The sequence below is a fragment of the Anabaena sp. 54 genome, assembly GCF_017355725.1.
In the GTDB taxonomy this organism is placed as follows: Bacteria; Cyanobacteriota; Cyanobacteriia; order Cyanobacteriales; family Nostocaceae; genus Dolichospermum; species Dolichospermum heterosporum.
In genome coordinates, this window is sequence record NZ_JAAVWA010000007.1 from 106345 (window position 1) to 132368 (window position 26024).

25 protein-coding genes, 2 pseudogenes and 1 riboswitch are annotated in these 26024 nt (G+C 36.9%); of the genes and pseudogenes, 7 read left to right on the top strand and 20 right to left on the bottom strand.

Annotated features, from left to right (window positions below; translation table 11 throughout):
* Nucleotides 1–39: 39 nt before the first annotated feature.
* The 13 genes and pseudogenes from HEQ36_RS10210 to HEQ36_RS10270 all read right to left on the bottom strand — a co-directional run bounded on the left by HEQ36_RS10210 (nucleotide 40) and on the right by HEQ36_RS10270 (nucleotide 10116).
* On the bottom strand, nucleotides 40–285 hold the full coding sequence (locus HEQ36_RS10210) for an HNH endonuclease (RefSeq protein ID WP_053539405.1): 246 nt from the start codon (nucleotides 283–285) through the stop codon (nucleotides 40–42).
* 165 nt (nucleotides 286–450) lie between these two features.
* The gene (locus HEQ36_RS10215) at nucleotides 451–573 is read right to left on the bottom strand and encodes a KGK domain-containing protein (RefSeq protein ID WP_081424369.1); all 123 of its coding nucleotides are present in this window, start codon (nucleotides 571–573) and stop codon (nucleotides 451–453) included.
* Nucleotides 574–703: 130 nt separating this feature from the next.
* Nucleotides 704–922, bottom strand: coding sequence for a type II toxin-antitoxin system HicB family antitoxin (locus HEQ36_RS10220; protein ID WP_053539403.1), 219 nt, complete (start codon nucleotides 920–922; stop codon nucleotides 704–706).
* Nucleotides 915–1127 carry a type II toxin-antitoxin system HicA family toxin gene (locus HEQ36_RS10225; RefSeq protein WP_168636932.1) on the bottom strand — a complete coding sequence of 71 codons (213 nt, stop codon included), beginning with the start codon at nucleotides 1125–1127 and terminating at the stop codon, nucleotides 915–917. Before HEQ36_RS10225 ends, HEQ36_RS10220 begins: the two co-directional genes overlap by 8 nt.
* A gap of 286 nt (nucleotides 1128–1413) precedes the next feature.
* Nucleotides 1414–1869 carry a KGK domain-containing protein gene (locus HEQ36_RS10230; protein ID WP_290707574.1) on the bottom strand — a complete coding sequence of 152 codons (456 nt, stop codon included), beginning with the start codon at nucleotides 1867–1869 and terminating at the stop codon, nucleotides 1414–1416.
* 1 nt (nucleotide 1870) lies between these two features.
* Nucleotides 1871–2344: pseudogene (locus tag HEQ36_RS10235) on the bottom strand (dynamin family protein); the annotation flags it as partial.
* Nucleotides 2307–2636, bottom strand: a complete 330-nt coding sequence (locus HEQ36_RS10240; RefSeq protein ID WP_168636931.1) for a hypothetical protein — start codon at nucleotides 2634–2636, stop codon at nucleotides 2307–2309. The pseudogene HEQ36_RS10235 and the gene HEQ36_RS10240, both read right to left, overlap by 38 nt.
* A gap of 74 nt (nucleotides 2637–2710) precedes the next feature.
* A pseudogene (locus HEQ36_RS10245) lies at nucleotides 2711–2932 on the bottom strand (hypothetical protein); the annotation flags it as partial.
* A gap of 54 nt (nucleotides 2933–2986) precedes the next feature.
* Nucleotides 2987–5476 carry a U32 family peptidase gene (locus tag HEQ36_RS10250; protein ID WP_168636930.1) on the bottom strand — a complete coding sequence of 830 codons (2490 nt, stop codon included), beginning with the start codon at nucleotides 5474–5476 and terminating at the stop codon, nucleotides 2987–2989.
* Between the two features lie 59 nt (nucleotides 5477–5535).
* Nucleotides 5536–7614 (bottom strand): TonB-dependent receptor, encoded by a 2079-nt coding sequence (locus HEQ36_RS10255; protein WP_168636929.1) that lies wholly within the window; start codon nucleotides 7612–7614, stop codon nucleotides 5536–5538.
* Between the two features lie 257 nt (nucleotides 7615–7871).
* A complete protein-coding gene (locus tag HEQ36_RS10260) occupies nucleotides 7872–8759 on the bottom strand; it encodes a hypothetical protein (RefSeq protein WP_168636928.1) in 888 nt (295 codons plus the stop codon).
* A 60-nt stretch (nucleotides 8760–8819) separates the two neighbouring features.
* Entirely contained in the window at nucleotides 8820–9329 is a 510-nt protein-coding gene (locus HEQ36_RS10265; RefSeq protein WP_168636927.1) for a hypothetical protein, read from the bottom strand.
* A 139-nt stretch (nucleotides 9330–9468) separates the two neighbouring features.
* The gene (locus HEQ36_RS10270; protein ID WP_168636926.1) at nucleotides 9469–10116 is read right to left on the bottom strand and encodes a class I SAM-dependent methyltransferase; all 648 of its coding nucleotides are present in this window, start codon (nucleotides 10114–10116) and stop codon (nucleotides 9469–9471) included.
* 111 nt (nucleotides 10117–10227) lie between these two features.
* Between HEQ36_RS10270 and HEQ36_RS10275 the strand changes: the two genes are divergently transcribed.
* Complete coding sequence (locus HEQ36_RS10275; RefSeq protein WP_168636925.1) at nucleotides 10228–11880, top strand: glycosyltransferase family 39 protein; 1653 nt, start codon at nucleotides 10228–10230, stop codon at nucleotides 11878–11880.
* Between the two features lie 360 nt (nucleotides 11881–12240).
* Entirely contained in the window at nucleotides 12241–13107 is an 867-nt protein-coding gene (locus HEQ36_RS10280) for a hypothetical protein (protein WP_168637105.1), read from the top strand.
* A 189-nt stretch (nucleotides 13108–13296) separates the two neighbouring features.
* Here HEQ36_RS10280 and HEQ36_RS10285 read toward each other — a convergent pair whose 3' ends face one another.
* The 5 genes from HEQ36_RS10285 to HEQ36_RS10305 all read right to left on the bottom strand — a co-directional run bounded on the left by HEQ36_RS10285 (nucleotide 13297) and on the right by HEQ36_RS10305 (nucleotide 18892).
* Nucleotides 13297–14130 (bottom strand): ABC transporter ATP-binding protein, encoded by an 834-nt coding sequence (locus HEQ36_RS10285; RefSeq protein WP_053539391.1) that lies wholly within the window; start codon nucleotides 14128–14130, stop codon nucleotides 13297–13299.
* Between the two features lie 17 nt (nucleotides 14131–14147).
* Complete coding sequence (locus HEQ36_RS10290) at nucleotides 14148–15590, bottom strand: ABC transporter substrate-binding protein (RefSeq protein WP_168636924.1); 1443 nt, start codon at nucleotides 15588–15590, stop codon at nucleotides 14148–14150.
* Nucleotides 15591–15672: 82 nt separating this feature from the next.
* The gene (gene ntrB, locus HEQ36_RS10295; protein ID WP_168636923.1) at nucleotides 15673–16518 is read right to left on the bottom strand and encodes a nitrate ABC transporter permease; all 846 of its coding nucleotides are present in this window, start codon (nucleotides 16516–16518) and stop codon (nucleotides 15673–15675) included.
* Between the two features lie 99 nt (nucleotides 16519–16617).
* Nucleotides 16618–16814, bottom strand: a riboswitch (cyclic di-AMP (ydaO/yuaA leader).
* 510 nt (nucleotides 16815–17324) lie between these two features.
* On the bottom strand, nucleotides 17325–17999 hold the full coding sequence (gene rnc, locus HEQ36_RS10300; protein WP_039200756.1) for a ribonuclease III: 675 nt from the start codon (nucleotides 17997–17999) through the stop codon (nucleotides 17325–17327).
* A 125-nt stretch (nucleotides 18000–18124) separates the two neighbouring features.
* Nucleotides 18125–18892, bottom strand: a complete 768-nt coding sequence (locus HEQ36_RS10305; protein WP_039200757.1) for an NYN domain-containing protein — start codon at nucleotides 18890–18892, stop codon at nucleotides 18125–18127.
* A gap of 550 nt (nucleotides 18893–19442) precedes the next feature.
* Here HEQ36_RS10305 and HEQ36_RS10310 point away from each other — a divergent pair.
* Together HEQ36_RS10310 and HEQ36_RS10315 are read left to right on the top strand one after the other, a co-directional pair.
* Nucleotides 19443–19859, top strand: coding sequence for a XisH family protein (locus tag HEQ36_RS10310; protein ID WP_039200758.1), 417 nt, complete (start codon nucleotides 19443–19445; stop codon nucleotides 19857–19859).
* Entirely contained in the window at nucleotides 19847–20182 is a 336-nt protein-coding gene (locus HEQ36_RS10315; protein WP_039200759.1) for a XisI protein, read from the top strand. Before HEQ36_RS10310 ends, HEQ36_RS10315 begins: the two co-directional genes overlap by 13 nt.
* A 49-nt stretch (nucleotides 20183–20231) precedes the next feature.
* Here HEQ36_RS10315 and HEQ36_RS10320 read toward each other — a convergent pair whose 3' ends face one another.
* Entirely contained in the window at nucleotides 20232–20948 is a 717-nt protein-coding gene (locus HEQ36_RS10320) for a GUN4 domain-containing protein (RefSeq protein WP_039200760.1), read from the bottom strand.
* A 430-nt stretch (nucleotides 20949–21378) separates the two neighbouring features.
* Here HEQ36_RS10320 and HEQ36_RS10325 point away from each other — a divergent pair, with 430 nt between their 5' ends.
* The gene (locus tag HEQ36_RS10325; protein WP_168636922.1) at nucleotides 21379–22800 is read left to right on the top strand and encodes an NADP-dependent isocitrate dehydrogenase; all 1422 of its coding nucleotides are present in this window, start codon (nucleotides 21379–21381) and stop codon (nucleotides 22798–22800) included.
* Between the two features lie 139 nt (nucleotides 22801–22939).
* Here the strand turns inward: HEQ36_RS10325 and HEQ36_RS10330 are convergent, their stop codons facing one another.
* A complete protein-coding gene (locus HEQ36_RS10330; RefSeq protein WP_039200761.1) occupies nucleotides 22940–23401 on the bottom strand; it encodes a hypothetical protein in 462 nt (153 codons plus the stop codon).
* A 755-nt stretch (nucleotides 23402–24156) separates the two neighbouring features.
* Here HEQ36_RS10330 and HEQ36_RS10335 point away from each other — a divergent pair.
* Together HEQ36_RS10335 and HEQ36_RS10340 are read left to right on the top strand one after the other, a co-directional pair.
* On the top strand, nucleotides 24157–24660 hold the full coding sequence (locus tag HEQ36_RS10335) for a DUF4112 domain-containing protein (RefSeq protein ID WP_039200762.1): 504 nt from the start codon (nucleotides 24157–24159) through the stop codon (nucleotides 24658–24660).
* Nucleotides 24661–24679: 19 nt separating this feature from the next.
* Nucleotides 24680–25615, top strand: coding sequence for an alpha/beta hydrolase (locus HEQ36_RS10340; protein WP_039200763.1), 936 nt, complete (start codon nucleotides 24680–24682; stop codon nucleotides 25613–25615).
* Nucleotides 25616–26024 lie beyond the last annotated feature (409 nt).

Sequence of the window (26024 nt, forward strand, 5' to 3'; positions counted from 1 at the left end):
ATCCCCGACTTCTTAGAGAAGTCGGGGATCTAAATATCACTAAGTTTCAAAATGTCGTCGAAAACGGTTATCAATGTTATTAGTTTTTTGCTGATTACAAATTAAGCAGAGAGTTTGTAAATTACTAATATCGTTTCTTCCCCCACGAGATAAGGGGATAATATGATCAATACTGAGTTGAGTTTCTTGGGAGATTTTACCGCAGCTTTGACATTGATATTTGTCTCTTTGGAAAACGTAGGTTCTGACTTCTGGGGGTATAGGAATGCGTGGGGTTTTGTTCATGTTTTGGTTTCGCGCAAAGGCGCAGAGTCACAGAGGAAAGAAGATGAGGTTATGTAGCATCATTGATCATTCGTCGTAAGTCGTCAAGGTAGTTATTCACTCCCCCCCCTCTAAAATTATCGAAACCCTTGATCTCTCGTTAAAGATAGGGGGGGGTGTGAACAGTTACTCGTCAAGGGGTGATTCTGGTTCTTTGATTTCTTCAATTTCTGGTTCATCAGGACAAAACTGGAGAGTAACTTTGATTCTAAGTTTTCCTTTTTGCCAATTTTTACCAGGTTGTAAAATGAAACAACAATATCACCTTGTTTATCATTTAAAATTTGAAACTTCTCTTTCATCTCTCCTCCTCTTTGCGCCTCTGCGTGAAAAAAAATGCAGCAAAACGTTACTCAAGAAAATCAATAAATTCTTGAATTTATGCAGCTTGATTAAATGTTGGTTGTGGCAGAGTTTCACCTGTTGCTTGATAAGCGATTACTAATGATTCTAAAGCCTCAATTCCATTATTAACTGCTTCTTGATAAGTGTCTCCATGTGTACGCCAAATTTGTCCAGGAAAGTCAGGAAACCCTACTAAAAAACAGTTATCTTCTTCTGACCATTGAATTATCATTTGATATTTAAGATTAATCATTATCTGTTTCACCTTCTATTTTCTTAATAGCTTGTTGCACCTCTTTTTCTTGATACCTTTTAGCATCTGCACTATCTTTACCAGAAACAGTTACTTTTCCATTATATAATGGGTGTATCCAGTTTGTGTGACTTCCTTTACCAGGAATTTCTGTAAACCCTGCTTGATAAAGCATTTGTTTTAGTTCTCGAATTTTTTTAGGCATTTATTTAATATTTTGTCTGAATCAGGATTTCCAGGATTTGAGGATTTACAGGATGTAGTTTGGTGTTTGTATTTTTAGAATAAAATTTTCATTCTTTACTATCTTCACTAATCATACTAATAAATATATCATCAATTATTAATCTTAAAATAAATTAACTTTTTAGAAAATCCTGATTCTGACAATTAATAATCCTGTCAATCCTTAAATCCTGGATATCCTGATTCTGACAATTAAGTAAAATCGCATCCACACAAACAAATTCTATCTGTGTGGACTAATTTATTTATGATGTAGCTTCGTTTATCTTACGTCGTAAATCATCAAGAGGTGATTCAGGTTCTTTGATTTCTGTGTGTTCTTCTTCAACATAAAATTCAATGCTAAGTTTAAATCTCAATTTTCCTTTCTTCCAAGATTTATAACCTAAGTTTAGCATTTTAACCTCCATACCTTCCTTGAAGCATTCAGTATTATAATGTCTGTCTTGTAAATAATGAATTTTTTGTCTTCGTAATGCTTCCCATAAAGAACTTAAAAAGTTTGTATCACTCCCTATAAATTCAAATGCTTGTTTCAATTTATTAACTTTGTAAGTTAAATCATTACATTCAATCACATCATCATCATTGCATTCTATCAACTTAAAATTATCTTCCATCTCTTTCTTCCTTTGCGTCTTTGCGCCTTTGCGTGAGAAAACTCCTATTAGGTGAACACAAACCCCGTATTCACCCAACACATTATACCTCTTCCTCCCCAATTATCGGCAGTAAATGTTCATACAACTGCATCGCTTGTAAACAGCCATTAATTCCCGCAACTGCTGTATTATACTCCTCAATTTTCCCCTCAACCTGACTCAACAAACGTTGATTATTAGCAATCTTTTCCTCAGCTTCTTGTTGCAATGTTTTCTCTAAATAAGCCCGCGCATAAGTATATTGTTGTAATATCTCATCTGCTTGTTTTTCCACCATTGGTAACAACTGAATTTTAATACTTTGGTTGATGGTTTGACGGAAAGATTGACGAATACTGTAAGAAACTTTCGGTTCAAAATCTAACTTTAATAATTGTCTAATTGCAGGTTCAGCGTCAACTATACTTTCTGCGTCGTAACCTTGCGAAGTTTGTTCTAATACTTGTCGAAATTGATAGATAGAAAATGTGCCTTCGTTATAAAATCTGGGACTTTCTCTGACAAAGCGATCGCAGTTCTGATTTACTCTCTCCTCCTTCTTGTTGAATAATTGCTGTACAACCTTGATGCAATAAATCAACTACATCTGGTTTATGGATATTCTCTACGGTATTAAATCCCAATTGCTGACATAAAAATACCGCTTGTTCTTGAATTTCTGCTTCACTCAAAAAGGTTAAAACAACTCTTTCTGAATCTACAGGTGCATATTCAATTTTACATTCTGTACCAGTCGCGTGTCCTTCTGCACTAAGTAGGTGAGCGTTGAAAATTGTCGTTATGGCAAGGCAAAAGGCAAGAGGCAAGAGGCAAGAGTGAAAAGGGTTTGGGCGATTTTACATTTCTTTACACAGTTTGGTTTTATTGTGTTCACCTACTTATATAATAATTCCCTCTCTAATAGGGCATTAATCAACATGGATTTACCCGCACTAAAAGTACCAGCAAAGACAATTTCAAACTTTGGACAAACTGCTTTATCCAAAGAAATTTGCACAGATGTAATATCTTGAGAACGCAAAGCTGATTCTTGCTGTAGAAGTTGGAGAATAGATTCAACTTGTGCTTGCAATTGCTGGCACTGGGGCATTAAACTGGACATAAAAAGTAGTAATCAAGGTGCATAAGTATTGTAATACTACTTATTGCCATTTAGCTACATTATCCCCAATGCACCACGAGTCACACCTAATTGGTTTTGTAGCTTCAATTCTCTCCACAGTTGCGAACCGATGATTTCTCCTTGGAGTAATTTCTGATAGCTATGTATGGTTTTTTCCACTTGTTCCGGTGTTTCGCTGACAAATTCAATCCGTAAGTGCTGTAAACCCAATGAAATCAGCCGTTGTACGTATTCTGCTCCGGTTTGTGCCGTTGCGTTATATACTGTATTTCTACATCCTGCGTCTGCTTTGAGAATGTGTTCACTACCTACCCTGTCTCTGATTGTAACCGCTTGTATATCGCAAGGTCTACCACAATTGGTGTAATCTGTTCCTTCAGATAGAAAAGCGCAAAATACACAATGTTCCATGTGAAACATAGGGATATGTTGATGAATTGTGACTTCAAAATTTTGTGCTGGGTAATTGGTAATTAGATCTTCGAGTTGATTAATATTTAAGTCGTAAGATGCTGTTAATCGTTCTAAATTAAAGCGGTTTTTAAAGTAATCTGCGGTTAAAGGGTTAGCAATATTTAAGGAAAAGTCACCAACACATCTTTCATTCGCAAAATATTCTAATTGGTCATAATTTCTAATTAAATAACCATCAGCTTGGGAAGCAAGAACTTGTTTTAAAATCCAGGTTTCTCCAGGTTTGGTTATCCGGGGTGGTGCGACAAAAATACTAATTTCTTCCTGTTTTGATTCTCGCACTATTTTTACTGCTTCTTTATAATTGCGAGGATCTTCAAATTCGCAATATATGGTTTTGATATCTGTTGTTAATACTGCTTTTAATTGTTCGATGTTTCTCACCAAAACAATCAGGGAAGGGGAAGCAGGAATTGGTGTAGATTTAGAACTAATTAAATCTTGCCATTTTCCGTGATGATTTAATTCCCAAAGTTTGGGTCTACTTCTTAATTCCTCTAATTTGCTAACTATTTCCCGACGCATTCGGTTTAACTCACTCACAGGTAACATAATATTACCGTTGAGATTATTTATAAAAGTATCTAAATGGAAAGGTGTATTTCCTAACCTGCCAAATTGTTCTTTTAATCTTTCTGTAGAGAGGGGTTTTGTATGTGCCTCAGCTATTAATATTTCTGATTCTACTTGCACTATATTCCAAGATTGATCACGGGATATAGCTATTAGTTTTTCGCCAATCTCTCCATGTACTTCGATATTAATCGGTCTGGTAAATTGGGGATGTTCTCCAGTATAACTTTGACGGATTTGTTTATCCAATTCTGGATCATTTGTCTTCCAAACTTTATCACCTATATGGATATTATGGAAATTTAAATCATTTCTGCCAAAAGTTAAGATGACATCCTGACCATTAGGAATAACTGCATATATTCGTCCCCCTTCTTCCTTCCTTTCTGGGTGTCCGCAATCAAAAACAATCCCATCTCCGGGTTTAACAGGTGCTTCTAGCTTTATTGTTATTTCGGCATTTCTAATTCGGGTAACTTCTCCCAAATAAACACCGCGTTTTTTGCCAAATCTCCCATGTACCAATTCTTGATTATTAATTCCCTCAAACCAACCTGTATATAATCCGCGAGAAAATGCCATTTCTAACTTATATTGGTCTTTCTTTCGACTAGAAAACGTCTCTACATTTGTTTCTAATAGTTGATTTAAAGCTTGACGATAAACGCGAGTTACATTAGCAACATATTCCGGTGCTTTCAACCGTCCTTCAATTTTCAAAGAAGTCACTCCAGATTTTACTAACTCTGGTAAAACGTCTAAACCTGCTAAATCTTGAGGACTTAATAAATATTTGCGATCGCCTAAATTCACAACTTCCCCATCTGCAATTAAATCATAAGGCATTCTACAAGCTTGAGCGCATTCTCCCCGATTTGCAGAACGTCCTCCTAGTGATTCACTGGTTAAACATTGTCCAGAATATGCGACACACAAAGCACCGTGAACAAAAACCTCTAAAGGTAAGGAAGTATTTTTTTGAGATATTTGTTGTTGAATTTTATTAATTTCAGAAATCGAACATTCTCTTGCCAAAACTACCAATTGACAACCCAAAGATTTAGCAAATTCTACCCCCGCAGCACTGGTAATAGTCATTTGGGTCGAAGCATGAATCGGAAAGTCAGGGGAAAGATGACGAATCAACCGACAAATACCCACATCCTGCACGATGACAGCATCAACACCAGCAGAAATGATAGTTTTGAGGTATTGCTGTGCTTCCGTTAGTTCCTGGGGAAAAATCAAGGTATTCAGAGTGATATAACCTTTGACTCCCCGCAGGTGCAAAAATTCCATTAATTCGGGTAAATCTGCTTCTGTGAAATTCTCAGCCCTCATTCTCGCGTTAAACTTTTCTAAACCAAAGTAAATCGCATCCGCACCATTTTCTACTGCGGCTTGAGCGCATTCCCAGTTACCCGCAGGTGCTAGGAGTTCGGGGATTTTGAGGGTAGGGGTGGAGATGCTTGTCATTTTGGTTAAGTCAAGGTTATGTCAGCTTATAGATTGTACCTAAATTGAGGGAAAGTTGCCTACAAACTAGAAGTTAGACCCACACGGAAAGTAAAACCAGGACTATATATCCGATTCACTCGTTCATATTGTTCACCGAGAAGATTTTCTAAGTAAAAAGTTAATCCCAAGTTTTTATTTACAGGAATCCGTCCACTCAAATCTAAATTAAAGAAAGACGGGGCAAAATCTGTACTTTTTTCTCCTGCTCCAGAATTATTAAAAACAGAACGACGAGTACCGCTATTATAAGTAGCATATAAATTACCTTGCCATCCATCCTTTTGATAACCAATTCCGGTTTGTAGTGAAGAATAGGGAATTAAGCCTAATTGTAACCCCTTTTCTGTGCCTGTTTTGATTTGAGCATCTGTATAAGTATAGTTAATAAAAGTTGACCATGCACTGGCAATTTTTAATTGCAATGCTGCTTCTAAACCATTGGTATCTACTAAACCAATATTTTCCCATCTGCCATTAATTACGCCCAAACGATTATCTAAACTATTACCGAAATACGTAAATTGTCCTAACAAGTTTGCAGACAATCTCACATCTATTCCCGCAGTCCAAGTAGAACCTGTTTCTGGTTTTAAATCGGGGTTAGGATTCCAATTATGAACCGTATCAAAAACATATAATTGATCTAACCCTGGATTGCGCTGCGCCCCTGCCCAACTTCCACGCACTGCAATAGCTGGATTAACTGCATAACGTAACCCAACACTAGGATTAAAATAACTCCCAAATTGACTATCAAAGTTTTGTCTTACCCCTAAATCTGCTTGCAAAGCATCGCTAAGTTGCCAAATATTGACAGCAAATAAAGCTGTATTAAATGTACTTCTATCTTCCCTTTCATTTTTAGCAATTCTTGCTGGATCTGTACTCAAAACATCGCCAATTAAATCAGTATTTTTTAAATCTAATCCCCAACGTAATTGATTATTCGGGGTAATTTTCCATTCATGATCTATCCTAGCTTTTAATTGTTGTGTATCTAAAATTCCGGTTCGGTAAAATCTCGCTCCCGTTGGTCCGTATGTGCTAAAATAATCTCGGTTGTAACCCAATGTAGTTGTTAAATGAGAATTTTCTCCCTTACCAAGTCGAGTTTTCCAAGATAATCCAACATTCAAACCATCATGATCTAATCGGTCTCTTTGTAAAGGAAACCCAAAATAAATTAACCCCCGACGACTACTAAGAGTAGTTACATCTAAATTCAAGGAGTTTTTAGGATCTAAATCTACACCTATGCTACCAAAATAAGTGCTGGTAGCTGTATCTGCATTAAATAAATATCCTTGAGAATCACGATTTGCCGCACCAATAGGAACGCGGTAACGATTATCTATAAAGAACCTTTCAAAGCTAAAATTGTATTTGACTTTATTCGTTGCCCCACTATAAGTTACCTGTTGATTATTTAAGTTCAATGAGCCAAATTCTGCACTAGCATTTAATTTTGGCTTGCCATAACCTTCTTTGGTAATGATATTGACAACTCCGCCAAAGGCTGAAGAACCATATAGAGAAGCAGCCGTACCGCTATATAATTCGACTCGTTCAATAGCCTCTATCGGAAGACTATTTAAATCAGTTGCACCATGATATGTACTGATATTACTATTAATTGGTCTACCATTAATCAGGAATACAGATTGATTAATTGAAGCTCCTCGATAGTATGTACCTGTGTGAATATCTGCACCATGTCCAACATCATTGATAGCAAAACCGGGCATTCTTTTTAAAACATCAGCAACACTCGTTGCCCCCTGTTTTTGAATTTCTTCTTGTTCAATTACATAAGTGGGAGTAGATTCAGGGAGAACATCTTTTTCCCCAATGGTGTCTATGGAAATATCTGCATCGTCTGTAGGAGTTAAATCTGTTTCTGGAGCGGGTTCTGACTTAACTTCTACTGTTGGTTGTTGGGTTAATAATTGAGCATTTGTGGCGGTTAATTCAATTTCACTTAAACTAGGAATATCTAAATTGACTGCATTTTGATTATTTTCATTATCAGCCGCTACAGCAGGAAATGCTACCAGTAAACTTAGTAAATAAACTGGTAGGAAACAATTCTTAGTCATATTTTTGGACTCACACCCGGTAATAACAATCACTAATTTCCATTTTCCCTATAAATAGAAATTGTGTCAAAAGACAAGCTGTCATACTTATACTCATAAAGACTCAGATTTAAAAGGATGAAGTCCAAATTTATCTGCGTTTATCTGCGTCCATCTTCTTCCATCTGCGGTTAATTATTTCTTCTTGTACTTCAAAATATAGTGGTTATCGCTAGAATTCAATAAAATAGAGGGCGCAGACCCTGCGCCCCTACAGACTAAATTTCAGCGATCGCTCGTTCAATTAAACGTCGTGCTAAAGTCTGAGTTCCTGTGTGTTCATAGTAATTTGTAGACACATCTATAAATGCTGCTAGATAATCTAGCTTGTCATCAGCAATTTGTGTGAAAGATTGCAAATTACTAATTACTTTTTGTGGAGTTAGATTATGGCTGTTCACAAGTCCACTCATCCAACCGCTAACTGATTGAAAACTGTTACCGATAAAGTCGAGTTTACCAGAATCGCTATTGCCAGGAATAGTATTTTTGATGCTTTGGAAAGTCTGGTTTTGGTTTAAATCCTGGGGACTCATTCGACTAATCCCAGATAAGGCTTTGTTAATAAAATCTGGTCCAAGGGGTATTAAACCATCAACACAAACTAATGCCACCATGCGGATAAGTGACTCACCACCATACTCACCTAAAGAGCCGACAAAATCGCCGATACTATCTCCAGGAATGCCATTAATTTGACAAAAGGCGACGACTTCAGCTACTAATTTCAGGGTTAAGTCAATGGTTTGAGCTTTATCTGGTTTGGGAGTCAGAGAGTTTAAAAAACCGAGCATGGGAATGTTTTCCCCAATTTTGTTAGCCAAAGCTGCTGCACCCAAAGCCTTATCTGCACCATCAACAGTTTGATAAAGCCAGAGGGCGGTTTGATATCCTTGGGATTTATCGTTAAATAAATAAATTGCTCTTTCGCCAATTTGTTGAATTAAGTCTTCGTCAGTCTCCCCGGTAACAGTTTTAATGGTATTCACAAAACCAACTGTATTTTCCCATTCTCCAGGAGCAACAAAATCTAAAGCGTTCAACATGGAAACAGTCAAATTACTGGTTGGTAGTTCGTCAACTAGCTGCTGAATTGGTTTACTCACAAAATTCTCCTTATGTATGTTTTGTATTAACGTCGGTTGTTAGTTAGGGAAGCGATTAAACTATTTCAACGTTGCTAAACCATCAAGATTAAATTTTTCTATCCAAGCTGCGCGATCGCTCGCAGTAAATGATGGACTTTTAGAAATCACCTTCACTTGGTACTTATTCACTAGCACAGAAGTTTGAGTATTACCAACTTTTACTGCGGGATAACCACCTATTTTTTCGGTGCTATTAGCAAATTTAGCCGCTGCCCCTGGTATGCTACTAGTATCAGAAATAGCGAGTTGGGCAACTACCTTACCACCCTTTTTCAAGTTTGCCTCAGAAAAGCCCTTTTTCTCTTGGGTGTAGACTCGATCATAGCCATCTCCGCCACTGGGGAAGAATTCATTTAATTTACTACCCTGAGTTGCATTTTTAACTACTGCCTGTCCACTTCTTTGCTTCGTACTTTCCTGTTGTACTTGATCAAAACGACTGGGTGCTTTTGTCGCGCAAGCTGTAGTCAGTAGTACAATTGATAGCAGTACAGCAGCTAAAACTCTCCGCCCACGATTTATCACCATTTTTGGCTTCTCCTTGATACTTGAGCTTGTGAGGCAATTATCAACTATTTTGTCACTTACAAACTAGAAAATTTACTTTTAAATAATGATTGGAGGTAGTGATCATCACAAAATATTTGGATATTTTTGTAGTACAAGACTACGCGAGACGTTGAGCTATCACTGCATAAAAAGGATCTCCACCTGCTACTCCCAACCACTGCAAGAAAATTGGTGCTGTTGAGGTCGAACAAATCACTTCCGGGGTCGTGAATCCAGGAACTGAGGTAAAATAGCCCTTGACCAATTCTACTCTAAAAGCTTCCGAACCATCTCGCCAGGCTTGAATTGCCTTTTGAAAAAACATCCGGTTAGAAAAACTAATAATTGCGATCCCACCGGGTTTAAGAATGCGGTGTATTTCCGAAAATATAGCCTCTGGGTATTGGATATATTGCACAGAAACACAGTTAATAACAGCATCAAAGTCTTGATCTGGAAAAGGTAACTGGAGATTTGTATTGAGATTTTGGACAAAATAATGATTTAATTGAGTATTTCGGGCTAGTTCTTCAGCATTTAGTCCATGTCCTTGTACATGAGCAAAATTTATCTCTGTAGGTAGATGCGATACCCAGCTACTCATTAGATCAAGAACACGCATATTTTCTTGAAGTCGCTGACGATATAAATCAGTCAGTTGTCGAATAAAACCATCATCTACATGAGTGACAAAGCGAGGGTAATCATAGAATAACAGATCATCCGATTCATCTAACTTAATCCGTTGATTTGGTTGCAGTAGCATAAATGTCTTTTTTACCTGATCTAGAAATTTTGGCTAGTATTTTAATTGGTAAGTTATTTTTGATAACTTCACTTATTTTACATGAAAAATACTATATTTTACAATTCATAAATGTTTTTTAAATCACCACGAATCATCAATATTATCCAATTAATTCGGCTATTTTGGCAATTACCATATTGCAAATTATTAATTTGGCTACTTCCTTTATTGTTATTTACTTCTGGGGAAACCAGTCTCATGGCTCATGATGAAACACTTTATGCTTTGAGAGCTAGACAAATGTTGGAAACAGGTGATTGGGTATCACCTTGGGGTCATCCTCATCATAAGACCCCTGGTTTTTATTGGTTAATTGCTATTTTTTATCAAATATTTGGCGTTAGTGATACAACCGCGAGAATACCGACAATGATTGCGGGAATTTTGAGCATATTTGTTATTTATAAAGTGGGAGAAATTCTTTTATCTCAAAAATTAGCATTTTGGGGAATTATTATTCTCAGCGTAGAATTTTTGTGGATACAATATTGTCGGTTATCAACACCAGATTTACCAACTATATTATTAGTATTTATAGGAATTTTCTTTTTATTAAAATCTGATATAAATCCTCAAGAACGATATTTATATGGTTTTATCACCGGGGTGAGTTTTGGCTTAGGTTTTTTGATGAGAAGTTTAATGATTTTTCTGCCAATGATGGCATTATTACCTTATTTAATCATAGATCATCGTCGTCATCGTCATTTAACTAACCCCATGTTGTATTTAGGGTTTTTGGTCGGTTTAATTCCTACCTTAATTTGGCTTTATTTTAGCTGGTTACGTTATGGTAGCGATAGTATTGCAGCTTTATTGGGATTTGTTATAGAACTAGGTAGTCATGAACAACATAGAAATGGCATTTTATTTTATGTATGGAATCTAGCTTTAAAATCTTTTCCTTGGTTCTTTTTCAGTTTATTAGGAATAATATTAGTAATTCGGCATTCAATTTCTAAATATCCATTAATATTAATCGGGTTTCCCGTTATCTTATTTACTGAATTGAGTATATTTTCCACTCGTTTATCTCATTATAGTCTTTGCCTTTATCCATTTATTGCTTTTTTATCTGCGGTGGGTTTAGATTGGTTAGGAAAAATTTACCAAAAAGGATTTGATGATCAACATTCATCTCATCAAATAGTTTATTTACCAAGAAATATCAGTTGTGCTTGGGGAATATTAGGCATAATTTTAGTTTTAGCCGGAATAAGTATTTTAGTTTGGGGTGAGGTAAATATTCACAAATATGCAATTCTGATGATATCTTCTGGTTTTGGTAGCTTAATTGTGCCGTTAATCTGGATAGGTAAGTTTTATTATCACCGTAAGTTTTTAACTTCTCATTATTGGCTAGGTAGCTTATTAATTAGTTGTTGGTTATCTGTAGCTACAGCAAGTAATTTAGGTTTGTTAGGTGATTTCAACCCAGATTTTAGAGTATTTTACAAACAAGAAACAATTAATAAAGTTTTGCATAATCATCCGATTAACTTTGTTAAAGGTAAAGGATTTAATGATAAAGAATCTCTGCTAATTTACTTCTATACACCTCAATATGGGAAGAATGTAGATTTAGTTTCCCAGTTACCTATTTTGAGTTATGCTTGGATTTACCAACCGAGTTTTGTTGAGTTACCAATACATTATCGGGTTATTGGTAGTTTTAAAGATTATCAATTAATTCAGGTTGTATCTAAAAAAATTCTGATATAGGAGTAATATTTTATTTTTGATAACTAGTAGTCTGTCAAATAAATTTTGACGGATAAAGAAGAAATGAACCACGTTCGCGGAGCGTGCCGTAGGCATTAGGACGCAAAGAGCGCGAAGAAAGAAAGAAGAGGAAAGAAGGAAGAGGAAAGAAGGAAGAGGAAAAATTTATTTACCCGTCAATTAGTTCTTGACAGACGACTAAGGTATGTTAGCTACAGCGTAACTCACCATGATATTAAAATTTCTCAAATATCATTCATGATTTCTATTTTTATATGTGAAAATTCCCGATAAATATTAAAAGTATAATTTAGGTTTATGTTAAAATACGGGAATATTCTCGATTATTGTAACTTCACCATGAAAAAATTAATTCCCGTAATTGCTGTCATTCTTAGCTATGTATCTTTGATAGGTTGTGGTAACACACCCAAGGTTGCAGTTCAAGAAAATTCGAGTAATATTGTTACTGAAAGTCCAACGGAAACTTCTCCAGTAGCAGTCAGTGAAAAAGAAGATAAACAAGCATCAGAAACACAAAGAAATAAAGATAATAAAGAACATAAGAGAAAATTTGTTCGTAATAATCTAGATAAAAATACTAAAACGGGTACAAGTATAAAACCCAAGGAGGGAACGGTTACAAAATTAGTCAATGGTGATTTAATGTGTTACGTCACTTTAGTAGATAAAAAAGGAATTGAACACAATGTTGGGGCGACTTTTGAAATGTGTGCTGATGAAAAAAAGGTGTTAAATAAAAAAGTTAATGCCGTTTATGAAATCCAATCAGTGAGTGATTGTCAAAGTGCAGAACCTTGTGGTAAAACTCGCAAAGAATCCATTATTACAAAAATGGAAGTTGTAAATGCAGGTGTAGAGGAAAAATCACCAAGCAGTAATTCCCAAAGTGGTAAATCACAAACTTTAAGTAATGATAAATGGACAATTACTTTGAGTAATACTGATTCTTGGAATGGAGTTAATGGTACGGGAGATGTCAGTTATCAAGGATGTGATACTAATGGTAAATGTCTCCAGTTAACAGGTGGTAAAGTCTCCTGTCGAGATGGTAAATGTATTACAGGTTGGAAAAATGGGGATTATGTCTACATTTTAGAACAACCTATAACTGAAGATGGAAATTCTACCTCCACTTTAATAGTGAGAAAAGATAATACTGAAATTTTAAACTCTCCGGGCTTAAAAGTTGTCTCTGGTAATTAGGGAACAAAAATTTGGCGTTGCTGATTAAGGGTATGAATTTTAGTCTCACGCCAAGGCGCAATCACGCACTGAGGTTTGAGTTTTAAAGGTTCAATTTGGGAATTTCATACCTCGATATGGCTACGCCGCGCAGGCTATCAGCAACGCCAAAAATTTAAGCAAATTTGGGCAACAACGGGGGGTTTGTCCCTACTCCGGTGTGAAATTTTGATCAAGAAAATTCAGAGCATGATTGCGAAGTTCAAAATATTCTGTGGAGTTACGCATGGCTATTCTATCTCTGGGATGTTCAAAAGGAACTTTTAAAATTTCTCCTATTTTTGCCGATGGTCCATTCGTCATCAAAATAATTCGGTCTGACATATAAATTGCTTCGTCAACATCATGGGTAATCATCATGACTGCTTGACGATGATGTTCCCAAATATCTAATACTTGACGTTGTAATTTACCACGAGTTAAGGCATCTAAAGCCCCAAAAGGTTCATCCATTAATAACATTTTGGGACGAATTGCTAAAGCCCTAGCAATACCAACCCTTTGTTTCATTCCTCCAGAAATTTCATCAGGGTATTTATCTGCGGCTGGGGTTAAGTTTACCATTGCTAAATGTTCATTGACAATGCTAATTTTTTCGGCACGGTTGGCATTTTTCAAAACTTCATCTACTGCTAAACGGATATTTTCGCGGACAGTTAACCAAGGTAATAATGAATAATTTTGAAATACCATCATTCTATCGGCTCCTGGTTTACGAATCTCTTTTCCATCTAAGCGAACTGAACCAGATGTAGCTTTTTCAAAACCACCAATTATTTTTAATAATGTGGATTTACCACAACCAGAATGACCAATTACAGAAATATATTCATCTTCCTTAATAGTCAAATTAACATGATCTAAAACTGTGAATTTTCCTTTGTCCTGGGTTGGATAGGATTTAACTAAATTTTCGATTTCTAAAAATCCGTTACGGGGCAAAGTTTCTGTAATATTATGTTGGGATGAAGTTATATATTCCATAATTAATTACCTATTTTTTAGGATAAAAAAAACTGAGAAGGAGCGTTAGCACGGATATCAAAACTATGAAGATATCCTACAGGATTACTAGGATCAAATCCTTTTTTATCTATAAATGCTTCAGGAGGTTCAACTTTATAATCATCTTTGGGACATTCAATTCCCATTTCTGCGGCTATCTCTCGATATAAATCGGTTCTCCAACCTTTTGCGGCTACTTCTTCAGCATTTTTAGGAATTTCTTTGATTTGTCCCCACCGTGCTGCTTGAGTCATTAACCAAAGACTGCGAGAACGCCATAAAAATGTAGAATGTTCCCCTTTTTCGAGGGGAATACTGTTAGGAAGATCATAAAAAATTGTCGTATCATCTGCTTTGATAGTTCTGTCTTTACCATCAAAACCACCATAGTTATAATTGCCAATAATTCCCGGTCCAGTAAATTTAGTAATAGGAACACCCGGCTTTTTAGGTTTCGCACCAGTAAATGATCTTTCTGTGAGTAATTCGGCTATTTCTTGGCGATTTTCGGGTTTGCTACAATATTGACAAGCTTCAATCATTGCCTTTACCAAAGAACGGTAAGTTTTAGGATAATTAACAATAAAAGATTCCATTACACCCAGGAGTCTATCTGGATGTCCGTGCCAAATTTCCTTACCTTGAGCGAATGTAAAACCAATACCTTCATTACCTGTAATTGCTCTAGTATTCCAAGGTTCGGCGACCATGTAAGCTTGCATTGCCCCAATTCTCATGTTTGTTACCATTTGCGGTGGTGGAACAATTATGACCCGAAATTCTTTAAGAGGATCAACACCCGCAGCAGCAGAAAGATACCGAGCAAAGTATTCATAAATGGCAGAACTGAGGACTACAGCCCAGATTTTCTTTTCTGGGGGTTGTTTGTCAAAATAGCCGCGAAAGTCCTTCCCAAAGGCTTCTAATGCCCCATCACCGTATTTTTGTTGATATTCATACCAGGGACGAATGCCATAGTCCCACATATCCCGATTCATGGTCATGGCGTTACCATGTCGGTGGATGGTCATTGCTGCACATAAGGGGGCATGACGCGCACCTTCTGCACCTATTCTAGCGTTGGTAACAGCACCGGAGACGACGGGGGAAGCGTCGAGACGACCGAAAATTAAGCCGTCGCGGGAGGTAGCCCAACTGGCTTCGCGGTTGAGTGTGACATTTAAACCATATTTGCGGAAAAATCCTTTTTTCCAAGCGATCGCAAATGGCGCACAATCATTAACAGGAACATAACCCACAGTAATGTCCGGTTTTTCTAAATCTTGGGATTTGACTACAGGTGTCACCGCTAAAGCTTCTTCTGTTAATCCCTTAGCAGACCTATCTCCCGAAACAGCACAGGATGATAATATTATTCCCGCAGTTGTCGCCCCTATTCCTGTAATAAAATCTCTGCGAGTTAAATGATTTTCAGTCATAATTTATCATTTGGGATTTTATGAAAGTACAAATTCATCTGCGTTTATCCGCGTTCATCATCTTCTATCAGCGTTTAAATCATTAATTTCCTGGACGGTGAGTAACTAACTCTTGAAGTTTCCCTACACCGTAATCTAAAACCAACCCAGTTAAGCCAATTATAAACACAGCTAAAAATACAGAACTCAGATTTAAACGACTCCATTCATCCCAAACAAAAAAGCCAATTCCTATTCCACCTGTCAACATTTCTACAGCCACAATTACCAACCAAGCAATACCTAAACTAATTCGCAAACCTGTAAAAATATAAGGCAAACTAGCAGGTAGAATAATTTTAGTAATCTGTCGCCAACGGGGCATTTCTAGGACTTGTGCTACATCTAAATAGTCTTTTGGTACACTAGAAACTCCTAATGCTGTATTAATAATAGTTGGCCAGAGGGAAGTAATGAAAATCACAAAAATAGCGGAAGGATCTGCTAAATTAAACAGAGATAAAGAAATTGGCAACCAGGCTAAGGGTGATACAGGTTTGAAAATCTGAATAATGGGATTAAAAGCCAGCATTGCGGGTCTCGAAATTCCAATCAAAAAACCCAAGGGAATTGCTACTAATGCCCCTAAACCAAATCCTAATATTACCCGCCGTAAACTGGCTAATAATAACCAACCAATTCCTAAATCACCTGGACCTCTCTCATAGAATGGATGTAAGATATAGTCCCAATTGGCAATTAAAGCTTCCGGTGGTGTGGGCATTAATTCATGGTTAGCTAGTGCTACTACCCACCACAATAAAATAATTCCTAAACAGCCGAGTGCGGGAAATACGAAAGTATCTTGAAAAATTACTGGTTTGGTTTTTCTCCAAATAGCTTTTCCAGCAACTGCGACAATGGCAGCTAAATTTAGTTGCAATATCATTTATTTCACCTCAGCAGAGTTAAGCTTGGATACGCAAATATTAACTAGTACCAACCTTGGACACTGATGAGATCAGAACATAATTAAAATTCTGTCTCTTCAGTCTCCTCTCAATGCCTACGAAGTTAGCTGACGGGCTAGGGTTGAGAGATACCCTTTTTTGCTTGATTTTAGATTTGATTTGAGTTTTAAATCTTAAATTCCTAAATTAGTCAAGACAAAAATACGCCCCACAATTTGGTTCCTCCGTTCCAGCACTATTAAATTAAATGTACTGGATTAAGCTGACTTACTCAATTCTGAATCATGATAGAACATTAACATTTATATTCAGTAATAACATCAGTATTCGTCATGAATAATAGTTTCCGGCGATTATAAATCGCTACTACACAGGCTAAGTCCACCTGCGTGAACTAATGAAAAATCAAGGGTTTGAAACCCATGTATCCCTTAGAGGATGTTTTAAAAGTGGTATCCCGTAATTTTCATCATATTGTTACCCCCCTTAAGTAGGTTGGTGTTGAAAATTGTCGTCATAGCAAGGCAAGAGGCAAGAGTAAAGAAGTTTTCAGGGATTTTACGTTTCTTTACACAGTTTGGTTTTATTGAAACAAGAAAATCCAGTTCCCTCCCCTTTATAAGGGGAGGGTTAGGGAGGGGTAAAACATTTGATACAGCAATCATGAATTTTCAAACACCCTCTCACGGGACAGCAGGAATAGATGGGTTCTGTCTGTGTAGCTGCGAATTATATTCGCCAATACAAGCAGAAAATCAACAATTATCAATTTAATAACCATTTTCTACAAGTTATCTAACGCATTTTCAGCAGCAGCTTTTTCTGCATCTTTTTTATTGCGTCCTTGTCCTTTTCCCCGCCATATTTCTTTCCCATTCACTACTTCAAAGACATCAGATTCAAATATTGGTGTATGAGATTGTCCACCTATTTGTCTTGTAACATATTTGGGTGGAGTTGTGTTACCACTACTTTGTACCCACTCCTGAAAGCGGTTTTTTGAGTCTACATTAGAGCGAGATACAACAATATTCTCAGGTACAGAGGCAAAAAGTTTTTCTACAATAGGGCGAAGTAATGCAATATTGCAATTTTTATCTCGATAATAAGCACCAATAACTGCTTCAAATGTGCTACTTAATAAATTAGGATTATTATATCCTCCATCGAGAATTGCACCTTGTCCTAAACGGATTCTCAAGTCTAAACCTACTTCAATCGCAAATTTTGCTAATTGTTTTTCATCTACTAATGCAGAACGACGACGAGTTAATTCATCTTCTCCTTTTTCTGGATGAAGTTCATAGAGATATTCACCGCTTAAAAAATTGAGAATAGCATCACCAAGAAACTCTAGGCGCTCGTTATGTTCTTCTCCTGGGTGTTCATTGACATAAGAACGGTGAGTTAGTGCTTGACGAAGAAGTTTTTCGTTATTGAATGTGAGAAGTTCGTGCATTTTAATCTTTTATCTTTTAGGGACTTATTGAAAAAAACAAAAAACCGCAAGGTGCGGTTATCATAAACCAGTTATATTAATAAACTGGAATTAACAAGACAAATTCAGGCAGGTATTTTATCTAATTATTCTAAAAATAAATCCTGATTTTGTCTGATGATTCTACCTTCCTTGACAACCATATCAACAAATTGTGTAAAGGTTTTGATTTTTTTGCCATTAGGTGTGGAAATAGAAGGAACACCTTGATATTTAGGCAAAAGTTGACGCATCAATTTACTAAGATAGCTGTAGTTTGTAGGTTTACCTTGAGTGACTGCTTTCTTGATAGCTTTTTTCAAACATTCTACAGCTTCATTATAACTAATCTGAGCATGGATATTAGTTATTTGAGGTTGATTTCTTTTCTGAACTAATTTAGGTAAATTGTCTATTAAATAGAAATTCTCATCTCCAACCAGGTTGATTAATCTTTGACTTGCACTACCTTTTTGAGCCAAAACAATTACTTTTTTTCCCATAGCTTTGAGAATTGTAATTAATCCAGCAAAATCCCAATCTCCTGAAACAAGAATAATCGTTTTTAGCAAAGGATTAACAGCAACTGTTCTGCAACATTCTTTATTAAGTTGCTTATCTGCACTATTTTTTGAATTATCAGGAATATCTACACAATTAAAACCAAGTAATTCAAATTTATTTTTAGCATCAACTTGACTTTTGTGCAGGGAATTATAGTAAAAATTCTTCCATTTTATAATTCCCTGCATTTTCGCAAAATCAAGCAATAAATCAGCATTTTTTGTGATTAAACCGACATTCTGAAAGTCACAAAAAATGGCAACAGAGTCTTGTTTTTGAACTGTTTCGGTGTTCAAAGGTAGATGACGCATAGTAAAATATCCAGTTTTTTAAGTTAACTGGACAGCTTCAACAAATCACACATTTATAGCAATATAACTAGACGAAGGAAAAAACTAAAAAATTAGCTTTCCCTCATTTAGTTGCTCTATGTTAACCAATTTCAGTGTTAAATCAGTTTCAGTCTCAGCAGCAAAATTCCTCCCTGGGAAAACCTGCGTTATGCCTTAGACTCAATATTTATCCATACAGCTTATTTCATTCGTACTAATTGAGTAATTAGCGACGCAACAAAACATCGGGATAAATATTGAAACTAAGCCACAACGCAAGATTTGCCATAAAGGAATCCTGCTTCTGAGACAACCACCGATGCTTTAGCCATAGAGTTCTAAGCTGTTGTACCATTTGTTTGGTTGTCCTGTTTAATTATTTACACATCTCATCTGAGGTGTCAATACTTAATTTAGATGTACTATATATAACGCACAAATACTTATTTGGGCTATTACGAGAATTTCAGTTAGGTGAGACGGAAAATATTATAATAATCATAGATAGAAATGACTTAATTGTAAGCTAATGTCTGCTAAAGATATTTTTCATGATGCTGTTAGGAAAGGATTAGAAAAAGAGAGTTGGGTAATCACGGATGATCCTTTGAGAATTCGCTCAGGTAGGGTTGATATGCAAATTGATTTGGGTGCAGAAAGAATCATAGCTGCTGAGAAAGGAGAAGAAAAGATCGCGGTTGAGATTAAAAGCTTTGTTAGTTCCTCAAATATTTCTGAATTTCATACAGCCTTGGGTCAATTTCTTAACTATCGTCTTGCTTTGAAAAAACAACAGCCTGATCGTTTTTTATATTTAGCAGTTCCGCAGGGGGTTTATGAAACCTTTTTTAACTTGCCATTTATAGAAGAAGTTATTGACCATTTTCAATTAAGTTTACTAATTTATGATCCAAATAATGAGGTGATTTCACTATGGAAAAAATAGAACAATATCGTGGGTATATCCAAAATTTATTAATTGAATATGCCCAGGGAAGTCCATCGGATGAAGAAGTAGAAACACAACTCATTTTTGATCAAGAAAGAGATCATTATCAGGTTGTTTATACGGGTTGGAAAAATCGCCACCCGATGTATGGTTGTGTTTTACATCTTGATATCAAAAACGGCAAAATTTGGATACAACAGAATGGAACTGAAATTGGTATTGCCGATGAATTAGTTAAATTAGGTGTACCAAAAGAAGATATTGTCTTAGCTTTTCATGAGCCTTTGATGAGACAATATACAGGCTTTGCAGTTGGTTAATTTCAGATCCCCGACTTCTTTGAGAAGTGGGGGATCTAACGGGATATAACTACTTATTCCAAGCAGGATGACACAACAGAGAAGACATCACCCGCACCCCGCGCAGTTGGTTAGAGAGGGGTAAATGACCTCTAGGGGCGGTTAAATCCCAGGTGAACCCGTTAGGATATCTTGTCCAGTTATTACCATTCTTCCAGTCAATTTTTGGCCACAAGTTGACCCAATTTTTACTTAAACCTAACCAAATTTCGCGCTGGACAGAGAAGCCAAATTTACCTTCTGAGTGAACTACCCAGAGTTGATTGATAGTGCGTAAGTCTTGAATTGGTAAACCTTCTACCTCGGTAAAGTATAGCCATTTTCTTTGTACTGCTTGGGGACTTGCCGCTTCACACATTTTTTGAATTGTCAAGAGATCAGCCGCTTGAAAATCCTGATTGGCAAGTAACTTTTGCAAAGAATTGTAACTGATCCCACAGTCCGATTTTAGAGGTACAATTCCTTCAGGAAAGTTAGTTTGTAGAAATTCTTGATCTGTCGGTGCATTAGTATTATAGATGACTTGGTAGACTTTACCATCAATCCAAGTTGCTGGGGTATCACGACGTTTCAGCAAAAATTCCTTCAACACATCTAACCCATCATTACCCAAGTCAGCTAACTGCGGGATGATTTGTTGTTGGACTTTTTCGGACCCAGCGATTAACTTTTGGCGGAGGGAGTCGAGATCATTTGTAGTGCCTGATACAATCATTGGGTCTGTCATGCCGTTACTCGTGTTAGCGTGAGCGTGAATAAACTATCTATTGCTATCGGTTATTCTACAAAATGAAGGACGAATAGCGAAGTGAATTTGCAAAGTCTTTGAGTGTGTGTCTGAAAAAATTACTCCCAGTGGACTGTGCAAATCCTAACTAACAATACTTTATCAGGTAAGGGGTCATAGAATCCAGGGGTTACTGTAATGATCTTAGGGCGCAAGACCTGGATCTTAGGGCGCAAGACCTGGATCTTAGGGCGCAAGACCTGGATCTTAGGGCGCAGGCCCTGGATGGATCTTAGGGCGCAGGCCCTGGATGGATCTTAGGGCGCAGGCCCTGGATGGATCTTAGGGCGCAGGCCCTGGATGGATCTTAGGGCGCAGGCCCTGCGCCCCTACGAACTTGTGAATTTCTTCTATTTGGAATGTGTGAATTATGTACGAAAAGATTACTCCTCCCACTATCGGCGCGAAAATTACCTTCAAAAATGGTGAACCGGTTGTTCCTGAAAATCCAATTATTCCTTTTATTCGCGGTGATGGTACGGGTATAGATATTTGGCCAGCGACGGAAAAGGTGCTGGATGCGGCGATCGCTAAGGCATACAAGGGCAAAAGAAAAATTAGCTGGTTTAGGGTTTATGCTGGTGATGAAGCCTGTGATCTCTATGGTACATACCAGTATTTGCCCCAGGATACATTGACGGCGATTAAAGAATATGGCATAGCTATTAAGGGTCCTTTGACTACTCCTGTCGGTGGGGGGATTCGGTCTTTAAATGTGGCATTACGCCAAATCTTTGATCTTTATACTTGCGTGCGTCCTTGTCGTTATTACGCTGGAACTCCTTCTCCCCACAAAACTCCTGAAAAACTGGATGTGATTGTTTATCGGGAAAATACGGAAGATATTTATTTGGGGATTGAGTGGAAGCAAGGTAGTGCAATCGGCGATCGCCTGATAAAATTCTTGAATGAGGAATTGATACCTGCTACCCCAGAACATGGTAAAAAGCAAATTCCCCTGGACGCTGGTATCGGCATCAAACCCATCAGCAAAACCGGTTCTCAGCGTTTGGTGAGACGTGCCATTAAACACGCTTTGTTATTGCCCAAAAATAAGCAACAAGTCACCTTGGTGCATAAAGGCAATATCATGAAATACACAGAAGGCGCTTTCCGGGATTGGGGTTATGAATTAGCAACCAGCGAATTCCGTCAAGAGTGCGTGACAGAACGGGAATCTTGGATTTTGGGTAATAAGGAAAAAAACCCCAATATTTCCTTAGAAGAAAATGCCCATGAAATTGATCCTGGTTTTGATTCCCTGACTCCAGAGAAAAAAGCCCAAATTGTCAAGGAAGTTGAAACCGTTCTCAATACAATTTGGGACAGTCACGGAAACGGTAAATGGAAAGAGAAAATCATGGTCAATGATCGCATTGCTGATAGTATCTTTCAACAAATCCAAACTCGACCAGATGAGTATTCTATTCTGGCGACAATGAACCTGAACGGTGATTATTTATCCGATGCTGCTGCTGCTATTGTTGGCGGTTTAGGCATGGGTCCAGGGGCAAATATTGGCGATTCCTGCGCGATTTTTGAAGCTACTCATGGGACAGCACCAAAGCACGCGGGCTTAGACAGAATTAACCCCGGTTCGGTGATTCTTTCCGGTGTGATGATGCTGGAATATATGGGTTGGCAAGAAGCCGCAGATTTAATTAAAAAAGGATTGGGTGATGCGATCGTCAATGGTCAAGTTACTTATGACTTAGCGCGGTTAATGGAACCACCTGTACAACCATTAAAGTGTTCTGAATTTGCAGACGCAATCATCAAACATTTCGGTTAATTTCTACTATTCTCAAATTAAGATCCCCGACTTCTTTAAGAAGTCGGGGATCTAAGCATCACATAATTGAAATGATTGCTGTATCAAATGTTTTACCCCTCCCTAACCCTCCCCTTATAAAGGGGAGGGTTAGGGAGTGTCAATCACCTCCTGTATTTTTGCTGCCCGCTCTTAAACGGGCTAAACTATCAATAGCATCACCTAAAGCTGTAGTAAGACTTTTTCGAGTTTGAGCGTGATTTTCTTGCTCAAGTTTCAAAGCTTGTAATAGACAATCACGTTCCTGTATGACTTCTAACAATTGAGTTTGTAACTCTTCTATAGAATTAAACTGGGAAATTTCTTGCTGAATAGCTGTAGTCATATCAGTTCCTGTTTCCCCATTAACAACCGAAAATTTTTGGACTTCAGCCTTTATAGACACCATAGCTTCTTGGTGCATTTTTGCGTCTACACGCCGTTGTTCTGCTTCGGTATTATAAAGTTGTCGCCATTTTTGCGAACTTTCCCAAGCTTCATCTCGTTCCCGCTGAAATTTCGTCATCTGTTGTGTGAGAGACTGAATTTCGGTTAACCATTTTTGTGTGAGATCTTGAGTCATAGAAGTTTTTTGTAGTAGAGATAGGTTTAACCTTTTTGATAGAACCAATAGAGTAGTAGACTAGAAAAAAATTATCAATGTTGATTGTCACCGAATAACTCAATCTAAGTAGGTTGGCGTTGAAAATTGTCGTTATGGCAAGGCAAAAGGCAAGAGGCAAGAGGCAAGAGTGAAGAGGGTTTAGGCGATTTTACATTTCTTTACACAGTTTGGTTTTATTGTGTTCACCTACTTAGTCAGAGCTTAAATATGTTGAGAGATAAATTTGCAAACAACTTGGGAATTAGTCAAGCTCGTAAAAAACAAGTATACCTGGATATATGTAGGGTTTGCTGATAGCGTAGCGCGGCGTAAGCCATAAAAGTTATCTGTGAGGGTAGGGGAACTCTTAACTGGGTACAGGGAACAGTTTCAGCCTGGATAGTCTCAATTTCCCATAAGTAGGTTGGCGTTGAAAATTGTCGTTATGGCAAGGCAAAAGGCAAGAGGCAAGAGTGAAGAAGTTTTCAGCGATTTTACGTTTCTTTACACAGTTTGGTTTTATTGTGTCCACCTACTTATCCGATCAGGAAAAATGCAACTGTTTTGAGACACCATTAGCTAAAAACTTGCACTTTTTTATGATCAAAATATGCAAAATCCTTATTGGTAAATGGTTCTAGCTTTATTCAGCCAGCCCTAAATATGAAAAAATTTGAGTTAAGAAAATGAGATAATAAGAAAGTTGATCACTCAGTCAGTGGAAATAATTAATAATGCCTAATTCTTCTGAACCATTTGTAATTACACCTGATGGTTATGCACCTCGATTAAAGCGTCTACGTCAATTTAGTGGACTATTAGATAATATAATTACTATTCCCGGAACACAAATAGGAGTCGGGTTAGATCCAATTATTGGATTACTACCCATAGGTGGTGATGCTTTAGGATTAATATTTTCATTTTATATTATCATGGAAGCCGCACAATTAGGCGTACCCGTAGCCACATTAGGACGGATGGTAATGAATGTAATTGTAGATTCCTTAGTTGGGGCTATTCCCATGTTAGGAGATTTGTTTGATTTTGCTTGGAGAGCGAATAATTACAATATCATTTTATTGGAAGCAGCTTTAAAATCTCCGCATCAAAATCAAAAAGCAGATAATTCATTTATCCTCATTTTTAGTATTGGCTTATTTCTACTGGCTATTGTTTTAATATCCATACCCGTGATATTAATAAGAATATTATGGCAAATTTTTACTGGTAGTTAAATGACTTATCTATAAAATCATGAAAGATTGGTGGCAAGATAATTTTCCTCAAGGGCGGCAAAATCTGATTATTAATGATTCTCAAGGTTATCCAATTCAAATAGCCTATGGTGAAAAAGGTAACGGGAGACCGCTGATTTTATTACATGGTTTAGGCAGTTGGAGTTATAATTGGCGGCATAGTATTGAACCATTATCTCGATATTTTCGAGTAATTTGTTGTGATTTTAAATGTTTTGGTTTTTCAGAAAAGCCCGTATCTCGTCGAGAAGAAACAGGACATCAAATTATTGAATTAAAACGCATTATTCAAGCTTTATGTGATGAACCACCGATAATTGTCGCCGAATCTATAGGGGCATTAATTTCTCTGGGATTAGCTGGTAAAAGTCCTGATTTAATCGGACGGTTAGTAGTAATTAACGCTCCTATTTTTACAGAAACTTTACCTCATTGGTCTATGGGTTTACTGGCACAAACACCAATAGAAATTATCCATGCAATTGATGATTTACGTCTTGCATATTGGTTTGCACCTTTAGTCAGAGAAGTGATGGGAGCAGAAAGACGCAAGGTATTATATAATCCTTCATTATTAACAGAAGAAGATATTTATTGGATTACTTACCCATTCATTGAAATTCCGGGGACTTTGGTAAAAGTGGCTGAAGAGTTACAAATTGCTGCTCAAGAAATTGAGAATTTGCGAAAAAATCAGCCAAGTATGCTGAAAAATATTCAAAATAATCTCAAAAATATTGAATGTCCAACTTTGGTTTTATGGGGTGATCAAGATAGTTGGTTTCCTGTTAGTCATGGAGAAAAATTACATCAACATTTGCCTAATTCTCGCTTACAAATTTTGCAAAACTGTTATCATGATGCGTCAACTGGTTCTGCTGATGTGGTGAATGCAGCAATTTTAGAGTTTTTAAAAGAGACCGATTTCTGTTGAATTTTGAAAATTGACTAATGATAGAAATTCAGGCAATTTTCCGTACCTGCCTCGTACCTGCGCTAAAACCCTCTAAGATACAAGGTTGTTATAAATAAAAAGAGAGTGGGAGAAGGCATACCAAAAGCCTAAAATCTCCCACTCTACATTTACTGCTGTAGCGTTTGGGAACATATATAAATACTGCCAGTTATTTAGGGGGGTTGATTTAACAACGACAGTATTGATATGCGGTTAATATTCCCTTTGCAGCAAATGTCAAATCTGATTATTGTGATTATTTTTGATTCAATTAATGGTCAATCAAGTGTTTATAAATCATTGTTATTTACGCTGAAAAATGTGAGCATAAATTAAGGGTAAGGGATTGTTTGAAATAATCAATATTTAGTAAACGTTAATAACCACA

What these genes read in the sequence shown, in the direction of transcription:
- HEQ36_RS10280 (WP_168637105.1), top strand. Translation starts at nt 12,241, where the DNA reads ATGAAAAAATTAATTCCCGTAATTGCTGTCATTCTTAGCTATGTATCT.
- HEQ36_RS10325 (WP_168636922.1), top strand. Translation starts at nt 21,379, where the DNA reads ATGTACGAAAAGATTACTCCTCCCACTATCGGCGCGAAAATTACCTTC.
- HEQ36_RS10275 (WP_168636925.1), top strand. Translation starts at nt 10,228, where the DNA reads ATGTTTTTTAAATCACCACGAATCATCAATATTATCCAATTAATTCGG.
- rnc (WP_039200756.1), bottom strand. Translation starts at nt 17,999, where the DNA reads ATGCACGAACTTCTCACATTCAATAACGAAAAACTTCTTCGTCAAGCA.
- HEQ36_RS10330 (WP_039200761.1), bottom strand. Translation starts at nt 23,401, where the DNA reads ATGACTCAAGATCTCACACAAAAATGGTTAACCGAAATTCAGTCTCTC.
- HEQ36_RS10305 (WP_039200757.1), bottom strand. Translation starts at nt 18,892, where the DNA reads ATGCGTCATCTACCTTTGAACACCGAAACAGTTCAAAAACAAGACTCT.
- HEQ36_RS10320 (WP_039200760.1), bottom strand. Translation starts at nt 20,948, where the DNA reads ATGACAGACCCAATGATTGTATCAGGCACTACAAATGATCTCGACTCC.
- HEQ36_RS10210 (WP_053539405.1), bottom strand. Translation starts at nt 285, where the DNA reads ATGAACAAAACCCCACGCATTCCTATACCCCCAGAAGTCAGAACCTAC.
- HEQ36_RS10270 (WP_168636926.1), bottom strand. Translation starts at nt 10,116, where the DNA reads ATGCTACTGCAACCAAATCAACGGATTAAGTTAGATGAATCGGATGAT.
- HEQ36_RS10265 (WP_168636927.1), bottom strand. Translation starts at nt 9,329, where the DNA reads ATGGTGATAAATCGTGGGCGGAGAGTTTTAGCTGCTGTACTGCTATCA.
- HEQ36_RS10310 (WP_039200758.1), top strand. Translation starts at nt 19,443, where the DNA reads ATGTCTGCTAAAGATATTTTTCATGATGCTGTTAGGAAAGGATTAGAA.
- HEQ36_RS10290 (WP_168636924.1), bottom strand. Translation starts at nt 15,590, where the DNA reads ATGACTGAAAATCATTTAACTCGCAGAGATTTTATTACAGGAATAGGG.
- HEQ36_RS10315 (WP_039200759.1), top strand. Translation starts at nt 19,847, where the DNA reads ATGGAAAAAATAGAACAATATCGTGGGTATATCCAAAATTTATTAATT.
- HEQ36_RS10335 (WP_039200762.1), top strand. Translation starts at nt 24,157, where the DNA reads ATGCCTAATTCTTCTGAACCATTTGTAATTACACCTGATGGTTATGCA.
- ntrB (WP_168636923.1), bottom strand. Translation starts at nt 16,518, where the DNA reads ATGATATTGCAACTAAATTTAGCTGCCATTGTCGCAGTTGCTGGAAAA.
- HEQ36_RS10285 (WP_053539391.1), bottom strand. Translation starts at nt 14,130, where the DNA reads ATGGAATATATAACTTCATCCCAACATAATATTACAGAAACTTTGCCC.
- HEQ36_RS10220 (WP_053539403.1), bottom strand. Translation starts at nt 922, where the DNA reads ATGATTAATCTTAAATATCAAATGATAATTCAATGGTCAGAAGAAGAT.
- HEQ36_RS10340 (WP_039200763.1), top strand. Translation starts at nt 24,680, where the DNA reads ATGAAAGATTGGTGGCAAGATAATTTTCCTCAAGGGCGGCAAAATCTG.
- HEQ36_RS10250 (WP_168636930.1), bottom strand. Translation starts at nt 5,476, where the DNA reads ATGACAAGCATCTCCACCCCTACCCTCAAAATCCCCGAACTCCTAGCA.
- HEQ36_RS10225 (WP_168636932.1), bottom strand. Translation starts at nt 1,127, where the DNA reads ATGCCTAAAAAAATTCGAGAACTAAAACAAATGCTTTATCAAGCAGGG.
- HEQ36_RS10255 (WP_168636929.1), bottom strand. Translation starts at nt 7,614, where the DNA reads ATGACTAAGAATTGTTTCCTACCAGTTTATTTACTAAGTTTACTGGTA.